Source organism: Streptococcus sp. HMSC034E12 (assembly GCF_001835915.1).
GTDB lineage: Bacteria > Bacillota > Bacilli > Lactobacillales > Streptococcaceae > Streptococcus > Streptococcus vaginalis.
The window spans coordinates 1-19,371 of the sequence record NZ_KV826426.1 but is presented as its reverse complement, the minus strand read 5'-3'; the positions used below and the strand labels follow the sequence as shown (position 1 = coordinate 19,371).

Here is a 19,371-nt window from a genome sequence, read left to right as displayed (position 1 = left end):
GTATAATAAAGTTATCCATCACAATAGGAGTCATTTTATAAGCATGAAAAAAGAAATTGAAGAATTATTAAAAAGTGGGCGTACTGCCTATAGTATTGCAAAAGAATCTGGTATTGATGTGACTGCGATTCAAAAATTTATGAATGGTCAGCGAAAAATCGGGAATATGACTTTAGATACAGCAGAAAAGTTGATAAAAGTCATCAAAAATTCTGAGCAAGACACTTGACATTATAAGACGTATGTCTTATAATGTAATTATAAATCATTTAAAAGGAGTCATAAGATATTATGAATAAAGTTAGTAAAACGTTGATGACAACAGTTGCGACTGTTGCCGTGGTAGGTGCTGGTCAAGTAGTACAAGCAGAAGATGTGCAACCAAAAGAGGTTAAAGGTACGGAAGCTGCTCAAACGAAACCAGTTGTAACAAAAGAAGAAGTAACTCAATCTCAAGCAACTGTAGATATCGCAACTGCGGCAGTCGAAGCACAATCAAAATCAACTAATCAAGCACAAAAAGATGTGAGGACTGCTGAAAATACGGTCAAAACAGAAACAACGAATGTCGCTCAAGCTGAGAAAGTCGCTCAAGAAGCGACTCCAGAAAATGTGGCTAAAGCAGAAACTTCTGTTAAGGAAACGACTAATCAGGTAAGTCAAGCTGAAAATGCTGTATCTGCTAGTCAAACAGCCCAACAAACAGCTCAAAGTGAAGTGACTGAACAAACAGAAACGGTCGCTAAAGCACAAGAGACAGTTACTCAAAAACAAGCAGCTTTAGCACAAGCAGAAAAGAAAGTAGCCGAAAAACAAGCTATTTTAGATGGCACGGGTACTAAAGAAATTCTTGCTAAAGCTGAACAAACGCAAGCAAAAGTAAACGCTGATAAAGAAGTAGTTGCTAAGGCTCAGACAGATTTGGCTAAAGCAAAACAAGATGACCAGAAACGTACTTCCGATTTAGCTGAAGCAGAAAAAGTAGTAACTCAATCTCAAAAGGCGGTAACTACTTCCAAAGCTGATGTAGATCAAAAGGTTGCTATGGCAAACAAAACGGCAGAAGCTTTAGAAAAAGCAACAGCCGATTTGACAAAAGCTAATCAAGATGTTGAAGCTATCAACCAAATCAAATTGACTCAAGAATATATTGCCGCTTTAAGAGACTATGCTCAAAAAATTGCCACAGTTTCTCCAGCTGAAGAGAAAGCTATGACGGATAAATTAGTAGCTCTTGGAAAAGTATTAGCGAAACAAAATCGCTTTAAAGCGAATAAAAATGACAGTAAAGAGAAATTAGATTTGAACAATCTTTCAGAAGCAACGAGAGAAGAATTGTCCCTCTTTGCAGCAGACTTATTAAATCAAATTCATGCAGCTTTTGGTACATCAAAGGTTGAAGTGACAAAAGATGTAACTAAAATTATTAACGACCATGTTTCAACTTCTAAAACAAATGGCGTGAAAGGTCATGACACTGAACATCTTAATAAACTTCTAGCACAATACAATATTACTTCTTCAGAAACAGATGAAAATATTGGCTTAATGGGCGGTAGTGGTATTTATAGTGCGAAACAGTTTGTAACAAAAGCAGAATTAAAGCGTTTGGTGTATAACACTATTTTGAATTTGATGTTTAATGCTTTTGATGATGTCGAAGATAATGTGAATAATGAATTCCTACATGCCTCAAGTATGGCAGGGTTGTTTGCCCCAGAAGCTAAAACTTCTTATCTTGGGGTAGGAACTTCTTACAAAGATGATTTTTGGCAGGTTGTTAATTTCTTGTTTGTACATGATAAAGCACTAACAAACAGTACCTTTAATCGTACAGTATTAGCTAATCCATTTGATAGCCAAGAATTATTGAATACTCAAAAAGAAGCTCAAAGTACTTATGATGTTGTAAAACAAGATGATGATCGTGCCCAAGCAGATAAGTCGAAAGCTGAAGCTGATTATAGTAAAGCTACTGCTCATTTAACAGAAGCAACGGCACAATGTGACGCTATTAAAGCTATAGGACTGAAAACTCCTGCAGCTCAAACTCAATTGGATCAAGCACAAGCGACTTTAAAAGCGGATGAAGCTGAAAATAAAGTAGCCCAAGAAGCCGTTGCTCAATTGAATGCGGACGTGAAAGCTAAACAAGCAGCTTTAGCACAAGCAAAAGCTGAATTGACTCAACAACAGACAGAGCTCGACGAACTTAAAGGTAGTCTTTCTACTGAACAAAACAAATTAGCTACTAAGAAAGCTGATTTGGCTAAAGCACAGGCATTGGTTAGCCAACGTGAGAATGAGTTGGTTCAAGCTAAAGCACGTTTGATAGTGGCTCAAGAAAAAGTGCGTCAATTGAAAGATGCACCTGCACGTTTAGCACAAGCAAAACAAAACTTATTGACAGCTAAACAAACTTTAGCAGAAAAGAAAGGTTTGCTTGAGAAAGAAGAAGCAAAATTGCAAGTGTTAAAAGCAACTCAAACAGAAGTAGTTGCTCAACACGCTAAGCTTGTAAAAACATATCAGGCTCAATTGGAAGCAGAACGCTTGGCAAAATTAGCAGCACAAAAAGCAGCGATTGAACAAGCAGGCGGACAAGCAATTCCGGTTGTGGACGAAACAGGTAAAATTACAAGTTATGTGGACGGAAAGAAACAAGCTGTTACACCAACACTCACTCCAACCAAAACCAATCATAAACGAGTAACGGTCAACTATAATACTGTTTCTGCTAAACAGTTGCCTTCTACAGGGGAAGTTACCTCTTGGTTAGGAATTATCGGAGGAGCTGTTCTCTCAGTTCTTAGTTTTGCAGGTCATAAAAGAAAAGAGGTAGAATAATATGCAAGAGTTTATTGCTTATGGGCGAGTATCAAGCATTCCAAATGGTGCTTATGGTAAAACAGCTAAAGGTACTTCATTTTTTAAATTTGATTTTGTCTGTCATTCTAGTCAATTGGATAAAGATGGTAAACCGATTCCAAGTTTCTTTCATGTTCAAGTTTATGGGAAACAGGCTGATGTAATGTATGATAGTCTTTCAGTAGGTTCTCCAATTTTACTGAAAGGAGAAATTGTTCAAAATACTTACAAAAACGATCAAGGACAAAATCGAACTTACCAATACATTGCTCCATCGCTTCAAAATGGAATTACCTTCTTGGAAAGTAAAGAAGCAGCTATGCAACGTAAACAGGTTCAAGCTGGCAAAGCTTCTCATATTCCAGATGATCCAATTCCAATGGACGTAGATAGCCCATTCTAATCATTTCCAAACTAAAAAAGTTTTTAACACACAGGAATAAATTCTTGTGTGTTATTTTTGTATAAATGAGGTGCTGAGATAGGCATTCTAAGGCTTTGTTTATAATTTTTATGAAGAATGATTCACGAAAAATGCTTAAAATGGAATGTCAAATTACATATAAAGCTATTTAGTATTATATGTAATTTTTGATTTGTCCCATTAACACAAAAAAATTTTTTATTTTTTAAAATAGAAAGAAAATAGTAGAAAGGAAACGGAATGATGATGAAAGCTGAAGTCAATTCTGATGAATTACTAGCCGATTCTATTCAAATAGATAATTATTTGAAACAGAAGAAGAAATATTGTAGTGCCATTTTTCTTCAGGATATGAAGAAAGAATTTTCTAGCTACTTACGGCGATATAATCAAGCATCTCCTAGTTTACAATTTAGAATTTTTCTCTTTACAGCCGTTTATGGTCAAAAAATTAAGAGAGCATTAGATGAAAGTGAGGAGGTAAGTTATGTTGAGTGTGCTTGAAATGATAGTCTATACTCTCATTCAACTGGCAAAAGTGAATCTAGTGAATTTTCTTTTGTTCATAAGTGTAGGAATCTATGTTTTTTATAAAGGTTTTCGCTTAGTTATCCCTTTTTGGGGTCGAGGGCTTCAAAGAATAAAGAATGTATTTGAACATCGAGAGGAGATAAAAAATCGCTTCAAAAAATGGAAAAAAGAACAGGAGAAGATTTGGAAAGGTCAGAAGAAAATCTCCTGGAAGCAAGTTCAGAATGCTTTAAAAAAGAATTTATGGGGGACTATCAAGCAGAGTGTTTTATATTTGTTGTCATTTATTTTTCTAGTTGCTGGTAATCTGATTTTCCGTTTGTTTTATCATTTACCTTTTGTAAAGCAAGAACGGAAACGATTTAACAAAGAAATGAAACCCATTCTGTATTTCAAGAATTATCGTAGCATGATTCTCATGGGATTGGGTTTTAGCTTGATTGCCCTTGTCTTGACAAATTACTTTGTGACGGTTATTCGAGCGGGACTACACTATTTATATTTACTCATTTCAAGCAGAAGTTTGGAAGCGAGCTTTGATATGAATAGTTTGTTAGTGAGAAATCTGTTCAATATTCGGGTTTATACGCTTGCTCCTATCTTAGCAATTCCTTTATTTCTGATTGGCGAATTACTTGCTTGGAAGTCTGCCTGGATCAACTTTGAGCAATATCGGGATTATAATGGGAATGAAAAAGGGGATGATCGCTTTGCGACTGAAAAAGAAGTTTATAAACAGTATAAGAAGATCCCGAATAAACAAAAGACATATCCAGGAAACGGTGGTTTTCCAGTTTTACATGAAACAAGAAATAATCTGGCCGGGTGGACATTGCGAACACAAATGATATACCAAAATAGACGGTTTAGTCGTTATCTGACGAATGCGGAAAAGATTTTAGGACTGCTTTCCATTCCTTCAGGCGACTATTATATTGAAGATGATACCATTAGTACTCTAGGTATTGGGATGACTCGTTCCGGTAAAGGGGAGGGAGTGATTGCACCAACCATTGACATCAATAGTCGAGCGGAAATCCAGCCTTCAATGATTATTGGGGATCCTAAAGGGGAACACTATCAGTCTTCTTATAAAACGATGCGTAAACGAGGCTATGCGGTTGAAGTTTTAAATTATCAAGAAATGGACTTTTCCATGAGCTTTAATCCTCTAGCATTAGCTGTAGAAGCCGCTAAAAAAGGCTATTATGAAATGGCTCAAACTCGTGTGAATGCGACCGCTCAAATGATTTATCCTAAAACAAAGGGTGGAGAGCAAGGCAATGCAGAATATTTCCGAAAATCCTCTGTGTCGCTCTTCAACGCTTTGACAATGGCGTTAATGGATCGGGCTCATGAAACAGCTCAAAATGGAGAAGCAGATGCCTGGGACACAATCACTATTCCAAATGTCGCAAAATTCCTGAATGAATTAGGTTCTGAAGAAGTTTTTGTCAATTCTCAAAATGAAATTGTAGAAAATCCAGAACAAGGGGATTTAGTTACCAAAAAGTCTAAGATTACAGTTTATTTTGATAATCTGAGAATGGTTAATCGAAAACAATTCTCTAAATTCAGAGCAATGGCAGACAATGAATTTCGAGCCTCTGCTTTTGGTGGAGATGAAACAAGAGGAAATATTTACTCTAGCATGATTACGGGATTGAATCTCTTCTTGCAAGATAATGTGGCAAAGATGACTTCCAAAAATTCCATTGATATGGCTTCAGTTGGTTTTCCACGTCGTTTATCCATCAAATTCCGTTCTAGTACAAGTGAGAGCTTAGAAAATACATTTGCCTATCAAACTGCTAAAGTGACGATTCTAAGTATCAAAAAATGGGGATTGAAGACGCAAGAAATTGTTCATGTCAAAGAACAAACAGCTTTAGTAGATGGTCACGGCTATTTGAATTTTGTGATTGAGCCAAAATTACCAGATGAATTTCAAATCATTATTGACTTTGATTATGAAAACAATACGAATGTTTGGGTTAGAAACCAACGCTTCACTCTTGCAGCTGAAAAAGTATACCAAAAACGTGGCAAAATCATTCAACTGGATCGCTATAGCAAGAAGAAAGTTTTAGATCATGTAGCAATTGTCTCCATTGATAAGCCAGATGGCACTTTGTTAGAAAAAGAAGATATTGAACTTATTTATTCGGATCAGCCAAAGGTGATTTATCTCGTCACCCCTCCTCATCGATCAGAATACAATGCACTGGTTTCTATGTTTTTGGGTCAACTATTCAATGTCAATTATGAGCTGGCTCTTTCAAATGGCGGAAAATGTGTCAACCGGATTTTGCATGTCCTAGACGAGTTTACTAACCTTCCAGCCATTCCTGCAATGGCAACTAAAATCTCCATTGGTTTGGGTCAAAATATTTTGTATTATATGTGGATTCAAAACTTAGAACAGTTAGTTGATGTTTACGGAAAAGAAGTGGCAGAAACGATTAAGAATAACTGTGCTATTCACATGTATATTAAAACGAGCTCTAGTGATACCAATAAAGCCTTTAGCCAAGATTTGGGAACACGAACGATTACGATTCGCAGTAAGTCTGCCAATATCATTGATGAGGCAAATCCAAATGTTTCCTATCGAACTGAGAACCAACCTCTTCTTACACCTACGCAACTGGCTAAGTTGCAAGAAGGAGAAGTTGTTATTTTCCGGTATATCAAAAATCGGGATAAGACTGGTTATAAAACAACTGCAGATCCTATTTTTGCACATGATAAAACTGCTTTTCCTTATCGTTATATGTTCCTTCAGGAAGAATTTGACCGTAGCTTGAAACTAGCTGATATTCCAGTTGATTGTCCTCATCGAGGGTTAGATCTGCAAGAAATTGCCGTAGATGCTTCAACAGCTTTAAATAATCTAATTGATTGGCGAGAACGCTTGAACAGTCGAATTGGTGCTGGTGAAGTCAATCCAAAACTAGCTACTCGCTATAGAAAGAAACCGACTATCACTCAAAAAGTCTATTCAACTGAAGAAGAACTCTATCATGCTTTAGCTCAAGAAACGATTTTTGGAGATGAAGACTACAACAATGATTATTCAGATTTATTTGTGGATGATGTTTCTTAGCCTTGTCTATCTTATATAGTAAATTGTGTAAATAATTATATAATATAATACATAAAAAGATATTTAACTATTGAAATAACTCAATCATTCTGTTATAATGAACATGTATAGGAATTATAGAGGGAGAAAAACACATGAAGAAGAAATCGTTGTTTAGCCTGCTTACTTTAATCGTCATGTTAGTGGTATTAGCTGCTTGTGGGTCTAAAGTAAATAAAAATGGTGTACCAAATATTCTGAAGGATAAATATACTGGGTATTCTAAATTATCAGGATATGAATATCCTTTTATAGCTGGTGGGGATCAGTTAATTTTTGATAAGAAAGAAAATAGTATTACTAACAGCAAAGGTGATAAAACTTATTTTTCTGTAATTCCTGAAAAAGATCTTCCGCCAGCAACTAAAGGCGTGGTTACTAGCTTAAAATCTGAATTAAAAGATACTGAAAATTTCACAATTATTATTAGCAGAGAAAAACATCCTACTAAGAAACAGGCAGAAGCAACCTATCAAATTGCTTTATCAGCTGGGGGTAAGAAAATTCGTGTAATTGAATTGCGAAGAGATTATGCAGCTGAAGGTGGTTATTATGATTTTAGTGGTGAATCTGAATAGAGTAAAAAGTCTCAATTGAGACTTTTTCTTTTGCTCTTTTTCTGAAATGTCCCATTAACACAAAGAAAACTATTATCCTTTAAAGTAAAGATACTTTTAAAGAAAGAAGGTATCTTTATTGAATTATCAAACATATTCAGATTTAGTAAAAGATCTAAGTAAAGATTTTTTTGATATGAATGGACCCACAAATGGAAATATTACTGGAGATAATGCTACTAAATTTGCTCAATTCTATAATTACTGGGGAAATTATCTAGATCCGACTCCAGCTTTCCTGACTTATTTTATGGCTATTCCAGGAGGAATTGGAAAAGCCTTATACCAAATAACCGCTAGCTTAGAACATGTTTTTAACAATATGTTTAAGCTCTTTGGTCTCTTTGGCTATTTAGGTGATCAGAAAACCATTATCGGACAATTCTTTTATTGGTTTCAAATTGTAGGAGTCACGATTTTCACATTGCTTTTAGTGGCAAGTGCTATCACAGGTGTCTTCACAAAGCCGACAAAGTACAAGAATGTGATTGTTAATTTTCTGTTGGTTACTTTTGTTACCTCGGTTATGCCTCTATCTCTTACAACGATTGCGACTGCTCTAGCACAAGATGCTCAAACGATTCAAACGATTTCGGGAGATAAGGGGACAGAATATTCCTCTCTTGCTATTCAACCTATGAAAAATAATGTGGTAGATTTAAAAGTTTTAGTTGATCATGATTTTAATACAGAATTATTCCCAATGGATGATTATGGTTATATTAAACCCGTCAAAGCAGGATCTACAGCACTAAATAAGATTACAGATAGTAAGGACAAGCGAGATACACCAGATTTTGCGACTAAAATTGATTTTGCTGCAAAATACGGAGCATCTAATGAGGAACAACTTAAATATTGGGAAAAGAAAAAAGCAGGAATTAAAGGTCTCTTTTTACATAAGTTAAATTCTAATCATGATGGTGTGGAAACTATCACGACACATAGAATTGTTGATGGATTAAATGCTTTTGAAGCAGTATATCTTCGCTATAAAGTCAACTGGATTGGCATGTTTATGCAGTATATTATTTTGATTGTTTTGCTGATGAGTATGTCTATCAAGTTTGTCAAATCGGTCTTTGATATTATCATGGAAGCTGTTATTTCCCCAATTCAAGGCTATACTTCCCTTTCTTCTAGCAAGAAGTACAAGGAACTCCTACGAACGATAGGAGGGGCATTTGCTGGTATTATATTTGAAGTGGTTATTATGCGAATGACCTTAGAAATTTGTCGAGATTTACCAACTTTATCCGTGACCGCTATCACAAAACTTTCCGGTGGATTCTACGATGGATTGAACATGTGGGAACAATGTCTGGCTGCAAGCATTGTTTATATTGGTGTCTTCTTGGCAGCTATGCAGGGAGTGACCATGATTGAACGTTGGCTAGGTGTCTCAACAGGACATAGCGAGACAGCTCAACAACTGCTCGGTGCAATGATGATGGGGAATGCCTTTGCGACAGGTGCTGGTGCGATTGGTAAAGGTGGTTTCGCATTGGCACAAGGCGCTGGAAATATGGCAATGAAAACACCTGGAGCAGTTAAGAACGCAAGTAAACATGTTGGAAATAGCCTTGCTACAACAGGTGGAGGTATTCAAGGTATTTTTAATGCAGTCAAAGACCAAGGAATAGGAAATACCGTAAAAGGTGGGATCAGTAATGCGGTTGATTTAGCGGAAGTGATGGGGCAAAAAGCAGCGGATTATGCTGGAGGTGTCATGGATAACCTGGATGATAAAGCCCAAACAGGATTATATTCAACTTACAATGCTTTGAAGAATGATGATATTCCGGATCAAGCTCGTTTTAGATCTGGTGATAATAACGAACCTGAATATACCTTGAATCCTTCAGGCATGTATGGCGGAGAACCACTTTTTGAGGATCCTTCCATGGCAGACGGTGGAGTTAGTGATCCAACTAATCCAGTTGCTTCCCAAGCTCCAAAAACACCATCTTCTAAACAAAATTCACCTTCTTCAGCTAGAAATAATTTGAATCAATCCCTTTATCAAATGAATCGAATGCAACAACAAGCTCAACAAGCCGGTCAATATATGCAAGGACAGAGTCATATAAAGGGAGCTGAAATAGAAGATGAGGAAGATAGGTGATAACATGAAGCTTTCTGATAAAAAGATTGTGATTACAGGGAGTTTAAGACCGATGACAAGAGAAGAAGTTATTCTTTTCTTAAAGGAGCAGGGAGCTACGGTACAAGGGTTTATATCAGATCAAACCGATATTCTCATCGTTGGTCATAAGCAGTTGGATCTCTTTCAAATAGATAAGCGTTCCAAAAAGCATGAGGCTGCTCTTTCTCGAATTGCAGAAGGACAAACTATTACGCTTTTATCTGAAGAAGAATTCTTTCAGATCGTTAAGAAGTCTCAATTATGAGGCTTCTTTTTTCGCTGAAATGTTTAATAAATTAAATAACTAATTATCTAATTTATTAAGTGATAGGATAAACTGATTCTGAAATGTCCCATTAAAAACAAAAAAATCATTATCCTTTATACTGCTCTTATCATGATGGAATAGTTAGAAAGGAAAAAGAACTATGAATGAAAAATATGGTGTCCCCAGAGACATTAAAGCTCGAATGAAAATGATTGGTTTGTTTATGGCAGACATTAGTTTTGTTGGCTTATCAGGAATCATTGCTTTACGATATGCGACCAAAATTTTTCCTACTGAACAATGGTTTCAAATGATTCTATTTATTGTATTAAGTATGCTGCTGTCTTTGTATCTTGTGTTTCCAGCTAATGGCGGCAAGAAAAATTGGAATACACTCTATCTATTCTTCCGCCGGCGGAGAAGACGATATATTAGTTTAGATTACCAAAAAAGAGAAGGAGAAAGATAATGGCGATTCAACGACAAACAGCGTCTATCCAAGAAAAGCAACCGTTAGGAGGGGCGCATAGAAGTAAAAAAGAATACAAGCAGGAATATTTTGATATTCATTCTTGTATTGATTTGCTAGATGTTAAAGCGATTATGAAGAATCCGCAGGAGTACATTAAACTAGTAGACTTTGGTTATCTTCAATTTATGGAAATACCTGGAAAAGACTTAGGTTCTTTAAGTTATGTTGAAGTAAATCGAACCATCCAAAATTTTGAAAAGTGGCTATCTGAGTTTAATACAGATATTCAATTTGAAGTAACGACTCTTCCTACCAATACTGATGCACAGCGGATGCACCAGCGTCACTGGCTCAGTAAGGTAAGGCAAGAAAAGAGTCAGTTATCTCCGAATTCTAAGCGCTACTTACAATTAGAAGATCGAGAAAAACTACTACAGGAACAAATTCAGGTAGAAGAAAGTATTCAAAAAGAAATCTATAACACAGAGTTTATTTTGTGGCTATTTGCTCCAACAACTAGTGAATTAGATGAGTTAGTTCGTAAAGCCAAAAGCTACGGAAATAATGATTTTGTGCCTCAGGAGATCACTCACCTGAAAAAGGTTCAAATTATTACACAATATAACAATATGAACGAAAAATTGTAAGGAGGATTTTCATGCCAAAGATTTCAAAACGGAAACAACGAAAGTTACAAGCTGAGGGCTATGACTTGGAATTTATCAGTCAAGTGCAACCTCAAGGAAATATTGACTTCAAAAAGCATGACCGCTATTGGGTAAGTGGAGATGGTTGTCATACTGTCCTTCATTATTACGAATATCCTTCAGAGGATTTAGATCAATTTTGGTTGACAGATTTAATGCAAATTTCTGGAACTCGTTCTTTTCTTTCTCTTTATCGAGAAAACAATACAGAGCTTAAAAAAGATATAACGGATTCGATTGAAGAAAAGTCAACTCGAATCACGGGGAATAGCAAACTAACAGATAACCAGCAAGAATTAGATGAAATCCGAGATTTACAACAGCTGAATCGTGAGATTACTAAGAAAAATATAGCGATGTTAGGAATGTATGTTCGTGTCTTTGCTTCAGCTACTACAAAGGAAGAACTCTTTAAAAAAGTAGAGGAAATTAAAGATAAAACCTCAAATTATAAATCAACGATTTTATCAGGAGAATTAGACTTTGAATATCATTCTCCCTTTATTCCTGCTAAATATCAAGTTGACTTGCCAAATAATCGAAAAGGGAGATCCGTTAGAGCCCACGATTTAGCTGGTGGTTACTTCTTCAACCATACCAAGTTAGAAGACCAAAGAGGTTTTTATCTAGGCTGGACTCCTACGAAAGGAGCTGTCAACTTTAACTTTCTTGAGAGAAATGAAAAGCGGACTCGTTCCTTTATGATTCTGTCCGGAAATCCTAAAATGGGGCAAAAATCCTTTTTATTGAAGCATACAGACGGCTTGTATGCAAAAGGCAATTATATCCGAAATTTTGATGCGAATGGGACGTTTACAGAATTAACTCAAAAGCAACATGGCTTAAGTTTAGATTTATCAGGAGAAGTCAATCGTATTAACATTTTCCAGATTTTCCCGACTGCTACCAATGCAGAGGGGACAGAAGTGGATGAACAACAATCCTATAAACTGCATATTGAAAAGTTGAAAAATATCCTGAAGTTATTGAACGATCAAGTCACAGGAGATGACCTCATTACTTTCGGAAAAATTTTAAATGAGTTTTACATTGCAGAAAACTTATGGTTTGTGAATCCAACTATACATAAAGACGAACTAAGAGCTACGCAGTTAGAGAATGAAGATTATCCAATTCTATCCGATTTTCTTCTCTATTTGGATGACTACAAACGCCGATTAACTCAAAAGAGACAAAAAGATGAAGAAGAACTGAAATCCGTCAAACGCATTTATAATACGTTTAATGAGATAATGACATCTAACACTTCCATGTTTGAAGGCATAACGGAGTTTCAGGATATTTCAACTGAGCAAGTTGTAACGTTTGATTTATCAGGATTGAAAAATATGCCGAACTTATTAAATGCTCAAATCTTTTCTGTTTTGTCTCTTGTATCAGCGGACATTGTCAATAATGGTAAACGCTGCAAGCGGCTCTTAAAAGAAAATCCTAAGTTATCTGAAATGGATTTAGAACACTATATCGTTAATATTAGTGAGGCACAAACTCTCATCAATCCACGCTATGAAACAAGTGTTAAATTATTAGCAGATGTCATTGATTCGATGGGAGAGAACTTTGCAGGAGTTGTCCTTTCCGTAAATTCATTACAAGGTATTCTTTTTGAAGCAGGTTCTGGAAATCATAAAGATCCGTATGTAATTGCTGTAAAACGCATTTTTGAGCTGATGCAATACCGTGTCTTTGCACAAACAGATGAAACAAGCGTACCATTACTTGCCAATGCTTTAACGAGCTCTATGAATCAGTCGGAATTAGAAACGCTCCCCCGACTTAGTAAGGGACAATTATTCATGAATATTGCAGGAGTTGGGAACCTGGTATTCAACCAGCAGTTGCTTCAGTCAGAAGTTCAACGCTATGGTGGGATTCAATAACAAATGAGGAAATGAAATGGATATTGTTGATATTTATATGGAATGTGGAGACTTTCATAAAGCAGTTGAACGTTCTGGTCTTCCTATTCACGTGGCTCATCTAAAATTATTACAAAGTGGTTGTCTAAAAATCCAAGATAAGATTCAATACGGTTCACGAACCGCTAAGCTTGGTGGTATGGCTGAAGAATTATTTCAGAAGTATGTTCCAGATGCAGTAGATGCGAATAAGTATTTCAAGAAAAATAATCCGGTCTATGACTTTTGGTTCGATGGATTGACAATTGATGTGAAATATAGTTCGTTGCACAAAAATAAAAATGGCAGCTCGACATATTGGCAGTTTAGGACTAAAGGGGAGCAAGATTTTATTGTGGCTTTTTTAGAAAAAGAATGTGGTTTAGAATTGCAAGACCCGATTATCTTATTAGTCCCCATGCAATTTTTAGATGAACAAAAAGAGCTTCACATCTCACAATCCGGTCCCTGGTTAAAAGAATTTCAAATTGAGCCTGAGGAATTGTATAGCTTTTTAGAGGAATATGCAAGTTTGAGAAAAGAAGGATTGTTTTAAAAAATAATAGAAGGGATAAATGAAAATGCCTAAAAATATACAAGAGGACAAATCAGAAAAACTGGGTTTCTTTGCTCGTAGAAAAAGAGCGATTGATCACTATGTAGCTGTTCGGAAAGAAAGATCAAAGGGAGTGAGAGATTATTTTGCTTCCGAAGGAGAGTCTGATCCCGAACGATTAGCAGCCCAACGAGAACGAGACAAAGTCTTTGTACAAGGGTTAAAGAAGATTGGAATCGGAGTCATTCTTTTTCTTGTTTTTTACGCTATTTTAAGAACAATCTTAGGGCTTTGGTAGAAAAGAGGTGAGGAATTGAAAAAGTGGTTCAATTTTAAAATTGTTCTTTTTCTTGGCTCTATCATTACATCTATTGTGGTCTTTCTGATGCTGCTGACAAGTATTTTGGGAGCTATATCCAGTAAGCAGGATGACTGTTCTACTACTGAAACAACCATTACTTCCAGTCCAACAAGTTCAGGAAATGCCTCTATTGATTCTTTTGTAAAGGAACATGAGAATGCTTATATAGAATCATGGAGAGTTGGGGGCTTCTTACCTTCGGCTTCCATTGCTCAAACAATGGCTGAAACTTCTTTTTCTATGAATGTGCCTTCTTTCGCTTCAGCGCACAATATGGGCGGTGTCAAATGGACTTCAGCGGCAACTTATCCCAAGACTATTGAATTATTTGGCTCTAATGCTGTTTCAGGTAGTGGTTCAGGAACGACTGTTGGAGATAATACTGGTGGTGGTTATACTTGGTTTAAAGATTTTGATGTTGGAATTGTTGGAAAAGCAGAGTTCATGAGTCGTCAAAGCCTTTACAAGGCAGCTATCAATAACACAGATGGAGTTGGGACATTAAATGCAATTGCAGATGGTGGCTGGGCGACTGATCCAAATTATAAGACAACTCTTAATCAAATTTATCAGAATTTAGGAAGTAAATACAAATGGTTAGATGAAAAAGCCATTTCAAAATACGGGCAAAAACCTGTAAACTTAACTGAATCCTCTACCAATACATCTAATTCGTCATCAACCTCTATTTTTTCAGCTGAAGAAGAAAATCCCTGTGAAGATTCTTCAGACAGTGGAAGTGTAGCTGACGGAACGGGAACAGTCCCAGCTGATGCAACCGCTTGGGGTTATCAGCCAGACAATCTACCAGCTAGCTTAAAGCCTTACATTATTGATCCTAAAAGTCTTGGAATGAACTACGGAGGAACGCAAGGCTGGAATTTAACAGGCAGTGGTCCATCCTTAGATGGTCAATGTGTAAATTTAACGATCAGTATGGCAAATAGCATGTACGGACATTCTGGAAATGTTTTAGGAAATGGGGTTGATCAAGCAGGTGCTTGGGCAAGGATATTTGGAAATTCGGTCAAGAAAAAACCAAAAAAAGGTGCAATCTTTTCTAATTCCTCTATTCCCCAATACGGGCATACAGGAATTGTCTGCCATGTCTTCCAAGATGGATCGGTCTTGATTTGTGAGCAGAATACCCCAATAAGCGGTTGGGATTCTTATCATAAGGCTTATACATGGAATTATCGAATTGTCCGCCCAGAAACACAAAAGGCAGAACAATGGACGTTTGCATATCCGGATAACAAAGCGCCAAAATTGACAAAATAATGTATAAAAAGAAGAGGAAGTTTATGTTAGAAAAATCAAAAGAACATTGGGTTTGGGTGATATTAGTTTTATTACTTCTTTTCTTTGCAGGGCTACGAATTGTACAAGTCTCTCATTCTTCACGAAAAGAGCCGAAAACAACACAATCTAGCTCTTCCTCTAAGACGAAGAATTCTTCGACATTAGAGGAGGAAACACCCGATCAACGCAATTATCGTAAAGCAAAATTAAAGCTAGAGCATCCTTATACAGAAGCCTCTCAAGAAGCAAAACAATCAGTGATTGAATCTGTTAATGCTGCAGTAGATGCTATTATCAAAGCTAAGAGTTTATCAGAAGTGAAGGCAACCTATGAGAATCATTTAGCTATGAGTCAAGGTGGAATGATTCAAACTTTTGCGATGGCTATATTAGTAAATCGGTATCAATATCAGTCTTCTCAGTTAGAGGTCATGAAATCGGATAATGATGATGTTGTTCAAGTCATTATTCCTTTAGTTAAAGAAGGAGAAGAGAAATGCTACTTTATCGCAAATTTTAATACAACTGTTAAGCAGATACAATTAACATCTTATATCGGTGGACGTATTGGAGGAACTTACGGGTAAAATAGTTTATAAAGATAAATGATAAGAATTTTAAGTAAATACATAAAAAGTTATTTAATTTTTTATGTATTTTTTCTTGACAAAGTAGTTGAATGTGATATAATAAATATAAAGTTATTTAATATAATACTTAATAACAAAAACAAGTTGTTAAATAACAAAGTGTGTATAAAGATATATAGGAGAAGAAAAATGACAAAGATTTATACAACAAATATAAAAAAGGGTGGAGTTGGAAAAACAACTATAACATTTAATGGCGCATTTTATTTGGCTGTCAAGAAAAACAAACGAGTTTTACTCATAGATTTAGATGATTCTTGCAATTTGACAAAGCGTTTTATTGACTATTACGAAGAACCAATTCCAGAAATTTCTACTGTAAAAGCTTTATTCTCAGATGTTGTTCCAGTTCCTCTTCGATTAACTGATCATTTATCTATTATTGCAGGATACGATCATCTTAATGAATTGACAAAAGAAGTAGAAGCAGGAAAAGGAAGAGGCTACCTACTATCCTGGTATTACAGTCAATTAGATTTTATTGAAGCAAATTATGATTATATTTTAATTGATACGCATAATGATTTCAGCATTTTCACCAATAATGCGATTGCTGTGTCAGACGTGGTATTAGCTATTGCGGACATAGATGAAGATGCTATTGAAAAATTAAAACTAGAAGAACGACAAATTGCTCAATTAACAAAAGACTTTATCAATCCTATGACCAATCAAAGCTTTGTCAATACAAGATTGATTAAAGTTGGAAATAAGGTAGTCAAAAATACAAGTGATTCTCAGGCGTTCAAGCGAGCTTTTGAAGCGATGATGAAAAGAGATAAGCAATTTCTAGGCTATTTTGAAGGACGGAGTTTATTTGGTAAAACAAAAACAACTAGACAACCCTTGACTTCATTAGAAGAGACTCATCAAACGCCCTCTTATCGCCAATTTTTCAAAAATACTTGGGAGTTGTTTGATAAAATCTTTACTCTCCCAATTGAATAATACATTATTTGTGATATAATAAGATAAATAAGAAAATAAATAAGAAATTACATAAGGAGTTTTTGAAATGGCGAAGAAAGAAAATCAAGCTGATTTTATGAAAATGTTTAATGAGGAGCCTCAAACAGCTCCTGTTCAACCCTTACCTAAGAAACAGCTTTCTCCAGTAGGATATGAAAAAAAGAAGCAGGTTACATTTGCTATGACCCCTTCTATCAGGAGTAAGTTAGATGACATTGTTGACTACTATTCTTATAAGTCTGCTTCTGCTTATTTAGAAGAAATGATCAATCAGGAGTGGCAGCGTATTCAATCATAAAAAGGAGAAAAACGCATGTTTATATTTAGTTTTAAGCGTTTGTGGTATTTGATATTTGCGGCAATTGCCATTGCAGGACTTCAAATATTTTATAATCAGTTTGGATTTTCAATGCTTGTGTTACTAATTGTAGGTTTACTTGCTTTAAAATTTTTTCCAGCAGCAGTTATTCCTATTATAATTATCTCTCTATTCGTTTATTTGAATAATGGTTTTTCATTTGTTGCAGACATTATTCAATTTATTTTTATCGGACTTCCGTTGTCTATTGTAATGGCAGGACTTTTATTTCCGTTTGTAGAATCTTGCCAAAGTAAAATTCGTAGATATAAAAAGAAATAAAATAGAAAGATAAATGAAAAGTAAAATTTAATTGTAAAAAGTTGTTCGTTTGAGCAGCTTTTTTTGTCAGAAAAAAAATAAATTTGAAGAGCTATAAGAAAAAAATTACAATTTTCATAAATCATTTTCATGAGGGAGAAGGTTTGTGAAAGTAATAGATGAACGTAAGTTGAAAGACAAATTTATAGTAGGAACTGAGAAAGACTTTTATCGGAACATTAAAAAATATGATGAATCAATGATCCCTGTAATGAAAGCAAGAGGTTATACTTGTATTCGTTCAGCTGAAAGGACTGTTGCGTTTACATTTGGTGAGTTCTGCTTCAGTAGGAGGAAATGGAAACGTGGATCAGAGTGGTATTCACCGGTTGATGAATGGCTGGGGTTAGATAAAAACAGTCGTTATTCTAAAGAACTGATTTATCAAATTGCAGAATTATCTACAATGATGTCTTATGACCATGTTGTTAAAGTTGTGCAAATGATGTATCATGTTAAAATTACAAAACCAACAGTCATTAAGACAGTAAAGTTTGCGTATCAATTGAGAAACCAGTACGAAGAATACCAATATTATCAGGAAGAAGTGAAAAAGAAAGATAAAATTAAAGCTGATATTATTTTTGTAGAAGGAGACGGGGTATTCTTACGAATTTTAGACGAAGAAAACAAAGCTGGTTATAGAGACTTTGCTCATTTTGTGATTCATACAGGTAGTAAAAAAATTGAAAAGAATCGTTGGAAATTGGAAAATAAAAAGAGTATTATGTCAATCAGTAATCGACATGCTAGAGAGATGGTCTTGGATTATCTTTATCAAAATTTTGAAATTACCGAAAATACAATTTTAATTACAAATTCTGATGGTGGTCACGGTTATACACCTTATGTATTTAAAGAATTTGCCAAAGTATTAGGAATAAAACGTCATGAACACTTTTGGGATGAGTTCCATGTTTATAAAGAAATTGACCAAATGTATAAAGGTTATCCGGATGATTTAAAGAATAAACTATATCAATCTATTCAAACGCATGATAAAAAATTGTTACGAACAGTATTGGATACAACAGAATCGCTATTGACTTCCGCCGAAGAAGAAAATTTTTCAAAATTCTCTAAAAAGTTCTTAAGAAATTTTCAATATACAAAACCGCTTGAATTGAGGGGCTTTCGGTATTTACCAATAGGCATTATGGAATCTCAGCATAGAAAGATTACTTATCGGATGAAAAAGAGAGGAATGATATGGAGTCAAACAGGAGCGGAATCGATGACTAATATGATTCTATTATCAAAATCCGGTCAATTAAGAAAATTATTCTTTGGTGAGTGGCAAAAAGAGTATCAGGAATATAAAGCAGCAGAAGAGTTGACTGCTGCAACAATCAAGGTTCGACAGAATCATATCAAAAAGGATTATCAATTTTACAGCTTGAAAAAAAGATGGTAAGAAGATTTGGCACATATTAAAAAAATCTAGTATTACTAGGTCTTTTTGAGTGTGCAATTTTTTAAAAAATCGCTCAAAATACTTGTCTTGTGTGTTAAAGTATGTTAAAATTAACTTAATTTAAACGAATAAAAAAAGGTCGTACGTGCGTCCAACACATACGACCACCGAGTTTAGCAATCCACACTTGCTTACTCAGTATATATGACTATGATAAAGGATAATTAAATCATTGTCAAGGGCTGAGCAAGTAATTGTTCAGTCTTTTTTTAAAAAATTTGCTAAAAATCAACTCTCCTTTAACTTAAATATTGTTTTTTCTACAAAAGTTTACCACATTCGT

19 protein-coding genes are annotated in these 19,371 nt (G+C 35.2%); all 19 read left to right on the top strand.

Annotated features, from left to right (window positions below):
- Positions 1-43: 43 nt before the first annotated feature.
- The 19 genes from HMPREF2574_RS00290 to HMPREF2574_RS00200 all read left to right on the top strand — a co-directional run bounded on the left by HMPREF2574_RS00290 (position 44) and on the right by HMPREF2574_RS00200 (position 19,028).
- On the top strand, positions 44-229 hold the full coding sequence (locus tag HMPREF2574_RS00290) for a helix-turn-helix domain-containing protein (protein WP_024052230.1): 186 nt from the start codon (positions 44-46) through the stop codon (positions 227-229).
- A gap of 62 nt (positions 230-291) precedes the next feature.
- On the top strand, positions 292-2,847 hold the full coding sequence (locus tag HMPREF2574_RS00285; protein ID WP_070812028.1) for an SEC10/PgrA surface exclusion domain-containing protein: 2,556 nt from the start codon (positions 292-294) through the stop codon (positions 2,845-2,847).
- A 1-nt stretch (position 2,848) separates the two neighbouring features.
- A complete protein-coding gene (locus HMPREF2574_RS00280) occupies positions 2,849-3,271 on the top strand; it encodes a single-stranded DNA-binding protein (RefSeq protein WP_003030094.1) in 423 nt (140 codons plus the stop codon).
- A gap of 261 nt (positions 3,272-3,532) precedes the next feature.
- Positions 3,533-3,796: a hypothetical protein gene (locus HMPREF2574_RS00275; protein ID WP_003030093.1), complete on the top strand. Its 264-nt coding sequence runs from the start codon at positions 3,533-3,535 to the stop codon at positions 3,794-3,796.
- Positions 3,780-6,929, top strand: coding sequence for a VirD4-like conjugal transfer protein, CD1115 family (locus HMPREF2574_RS00270; protein ID WP_024052228.1), 3,150 nt, complete (start codon positions 3,780-3,782; stop codon positions 6,927-6,929). Before HMPREF2574_RS00275 ends, HMPREF2574_RS00270 begins: the two co-directional genes overlap by 17 nt.
- Positions 6,930-7,063: 134 nt before the next feature.
- On the top strand, positions 7,064-7,546 hold the full coding sequence (locus HMPREF2574_RS00265) for a lipoprotein (RefSeq protein WP_070584014.1): 483 nt from the start codon (positions 7,064-7,066) through the stop codon (positions 7,544-7,546).
- Between the two features lie 118 nt (positions 7,547-7,664).
- Positions 7,665-9,710, top strand: a complete 2,046-nt coding sequence (locus HMPREF2574_RS00260; protein ID WP_070584016.1) for a pLS20_p028 family conjugation system transmembrane protein — start codon at positions 7,665-7,667, stop codon at positions 9,708-9,710.
- Positions 9,711-9,714: 4 nt separating this feature from the next.
- Complete coding sequence (locus tag HMPREF2574_RS00255) at positions 9,715-9,996, top strand: BRCT domain-containing protein (RefSeq protein WP_070584018.1); 282 nt, start codon at positions 9,715-9,717, stop codon at positions 9,994-9,996.
- A 163-nt stretch (positions 9,997-10,159) separates the two neighbouring features.
- The gene (locus tag HMPREF2574_RS00250) at positions 10,160-10,468 is read left to right on the top strand and encodes a DUF5592 family protein (protein ID WP_070811256.1); all 309 of its coding nucleotides are present in this window, start codon (positions 10,160-10,162) and stop codon (positions 10,466-10,468) included.
- On the top strand, positions 10,468-11,118 hold the full coding sequence (locus HMPREF2574_RS00245) for a hypothetical protein (protein ID WP_070811257.1): 651 nt from the start codon (positions 10,468-10,470) through the stop codon (positions 11,116-11,118). The genes HMPREF2574_RS00250 and HMPREF2574_RS00245 overlap by 1 nt, the downstream gene beginning before the upstream one ends.
- Before the next feature lie 11 nt (positions 11,119-11,129).
- Positions 11,130-13,079, top strand: a complete 1,950-nt coding sequence (locus HMPREF2574_RS00240) for a virulence factor (protein ID WP_070812027.1) — start codon at positions 11,130-11,132, stop codon at positions 13,077-13,079.
- 16 nt (positions 13,080-13,095) lie between these two features.
- Positions 13,096-13,653: a hypothetical protein gene (locus HMPREF2574_RS00235; protein ID WP_070811259.1), complete on the top strand. Its 558-nt coding sequence runs from the start codon at positions 13,096-13,098 to the stop codon at positions 13,651-13,653.
- Positions 13,654-13,672: 19 nt separating this feature from the next.
- Positions 13,673-13,951: a hypothetical protein gene (locus HMPREF2574_RS00230; protein WP_070811260.1), complete on the top strand. Its 279-nt coding sequence runs from the start codon at positions 13,673-13,675 to the stop codon at positions 13,949-13,951.
- Between the two features lie 15 nt (positions 13,952-13,966).
- Positions 13,967-15,295, top strand: coding sequence for a glucosaminidase domain-containing protein (locus HMPREF2574_RS00225; RefSeq protein WP_024052219.1), 1,329 nt, complete (start codon positions 13,967-13,969; stop codon positions 15,293-15,295).
- A 23-nt stretch (positions 15,296-15,318) separates the two neighbouring features.
- The gene (locus HMPREF2574_RS00220; protein ID WP_070584026.1) at positions 15,319-15,903 is read left to right on the top strand and encodes a hypothetical protein; all 585 of its coding nucleotides are present in this window, start codon (positions 15,319-15,321) and stop codon (positions 15,901-15,903) included.
- A 192-nt stretch (positions 15,904-16,095) separates the two neighbouring features.
- Positions 16,096-16,914, top strand: coding sequence for a ParA family protein (locus HMPREF2574_RS00215; protein ID WP_070584028.1), 819 nt, complete (start codon positions 16,096-16,098; stop codon positions 16,912-16,914).
- 67 nt (positions 16,915-16,981) lie between these two features.
- On the top strand, positions 16,982-17,233 hold the full coding sequence (locus HMPREF2574_RS00210) for a hypothetical protein (RefSeq protein WP_024052216.1): 252 nt from the start codon (positions 16,982-16,984) through the stop codon (positions 17,231-17,233).
- A gap of 15 nt (positions 17,234-17,248) precedes the next feature.
- The gene (locus tag HMPREF2574_RS00205) at positions 17,249-17,575 is read left to right on the top strand and encodes a hypothetical protein (protein WP_024052215.1); all 327 of its coding nucleotides are present in this window, start codon (positions 17,249-17,251) and stop codon (positions 17,573-17,575) included.
- Positions 17,576-17,720: 145 nt separating this feature from the next.
- The gene (locus HMPREF2574_RS00200) at positions 17,721-19,028 is read left to right on the top strand and encodes an ISLre2 family transposase (RefSeq protein ID WP_024052214.1); all 1,308 of its coding nucleotides are present in this window, start codon (positions 17,721-17,723) and stop codon (positions 19,026-19,028) included.
- The last annotated feature ends 343 nt before the right edge of the window (positions 19,029-19,371 follow it).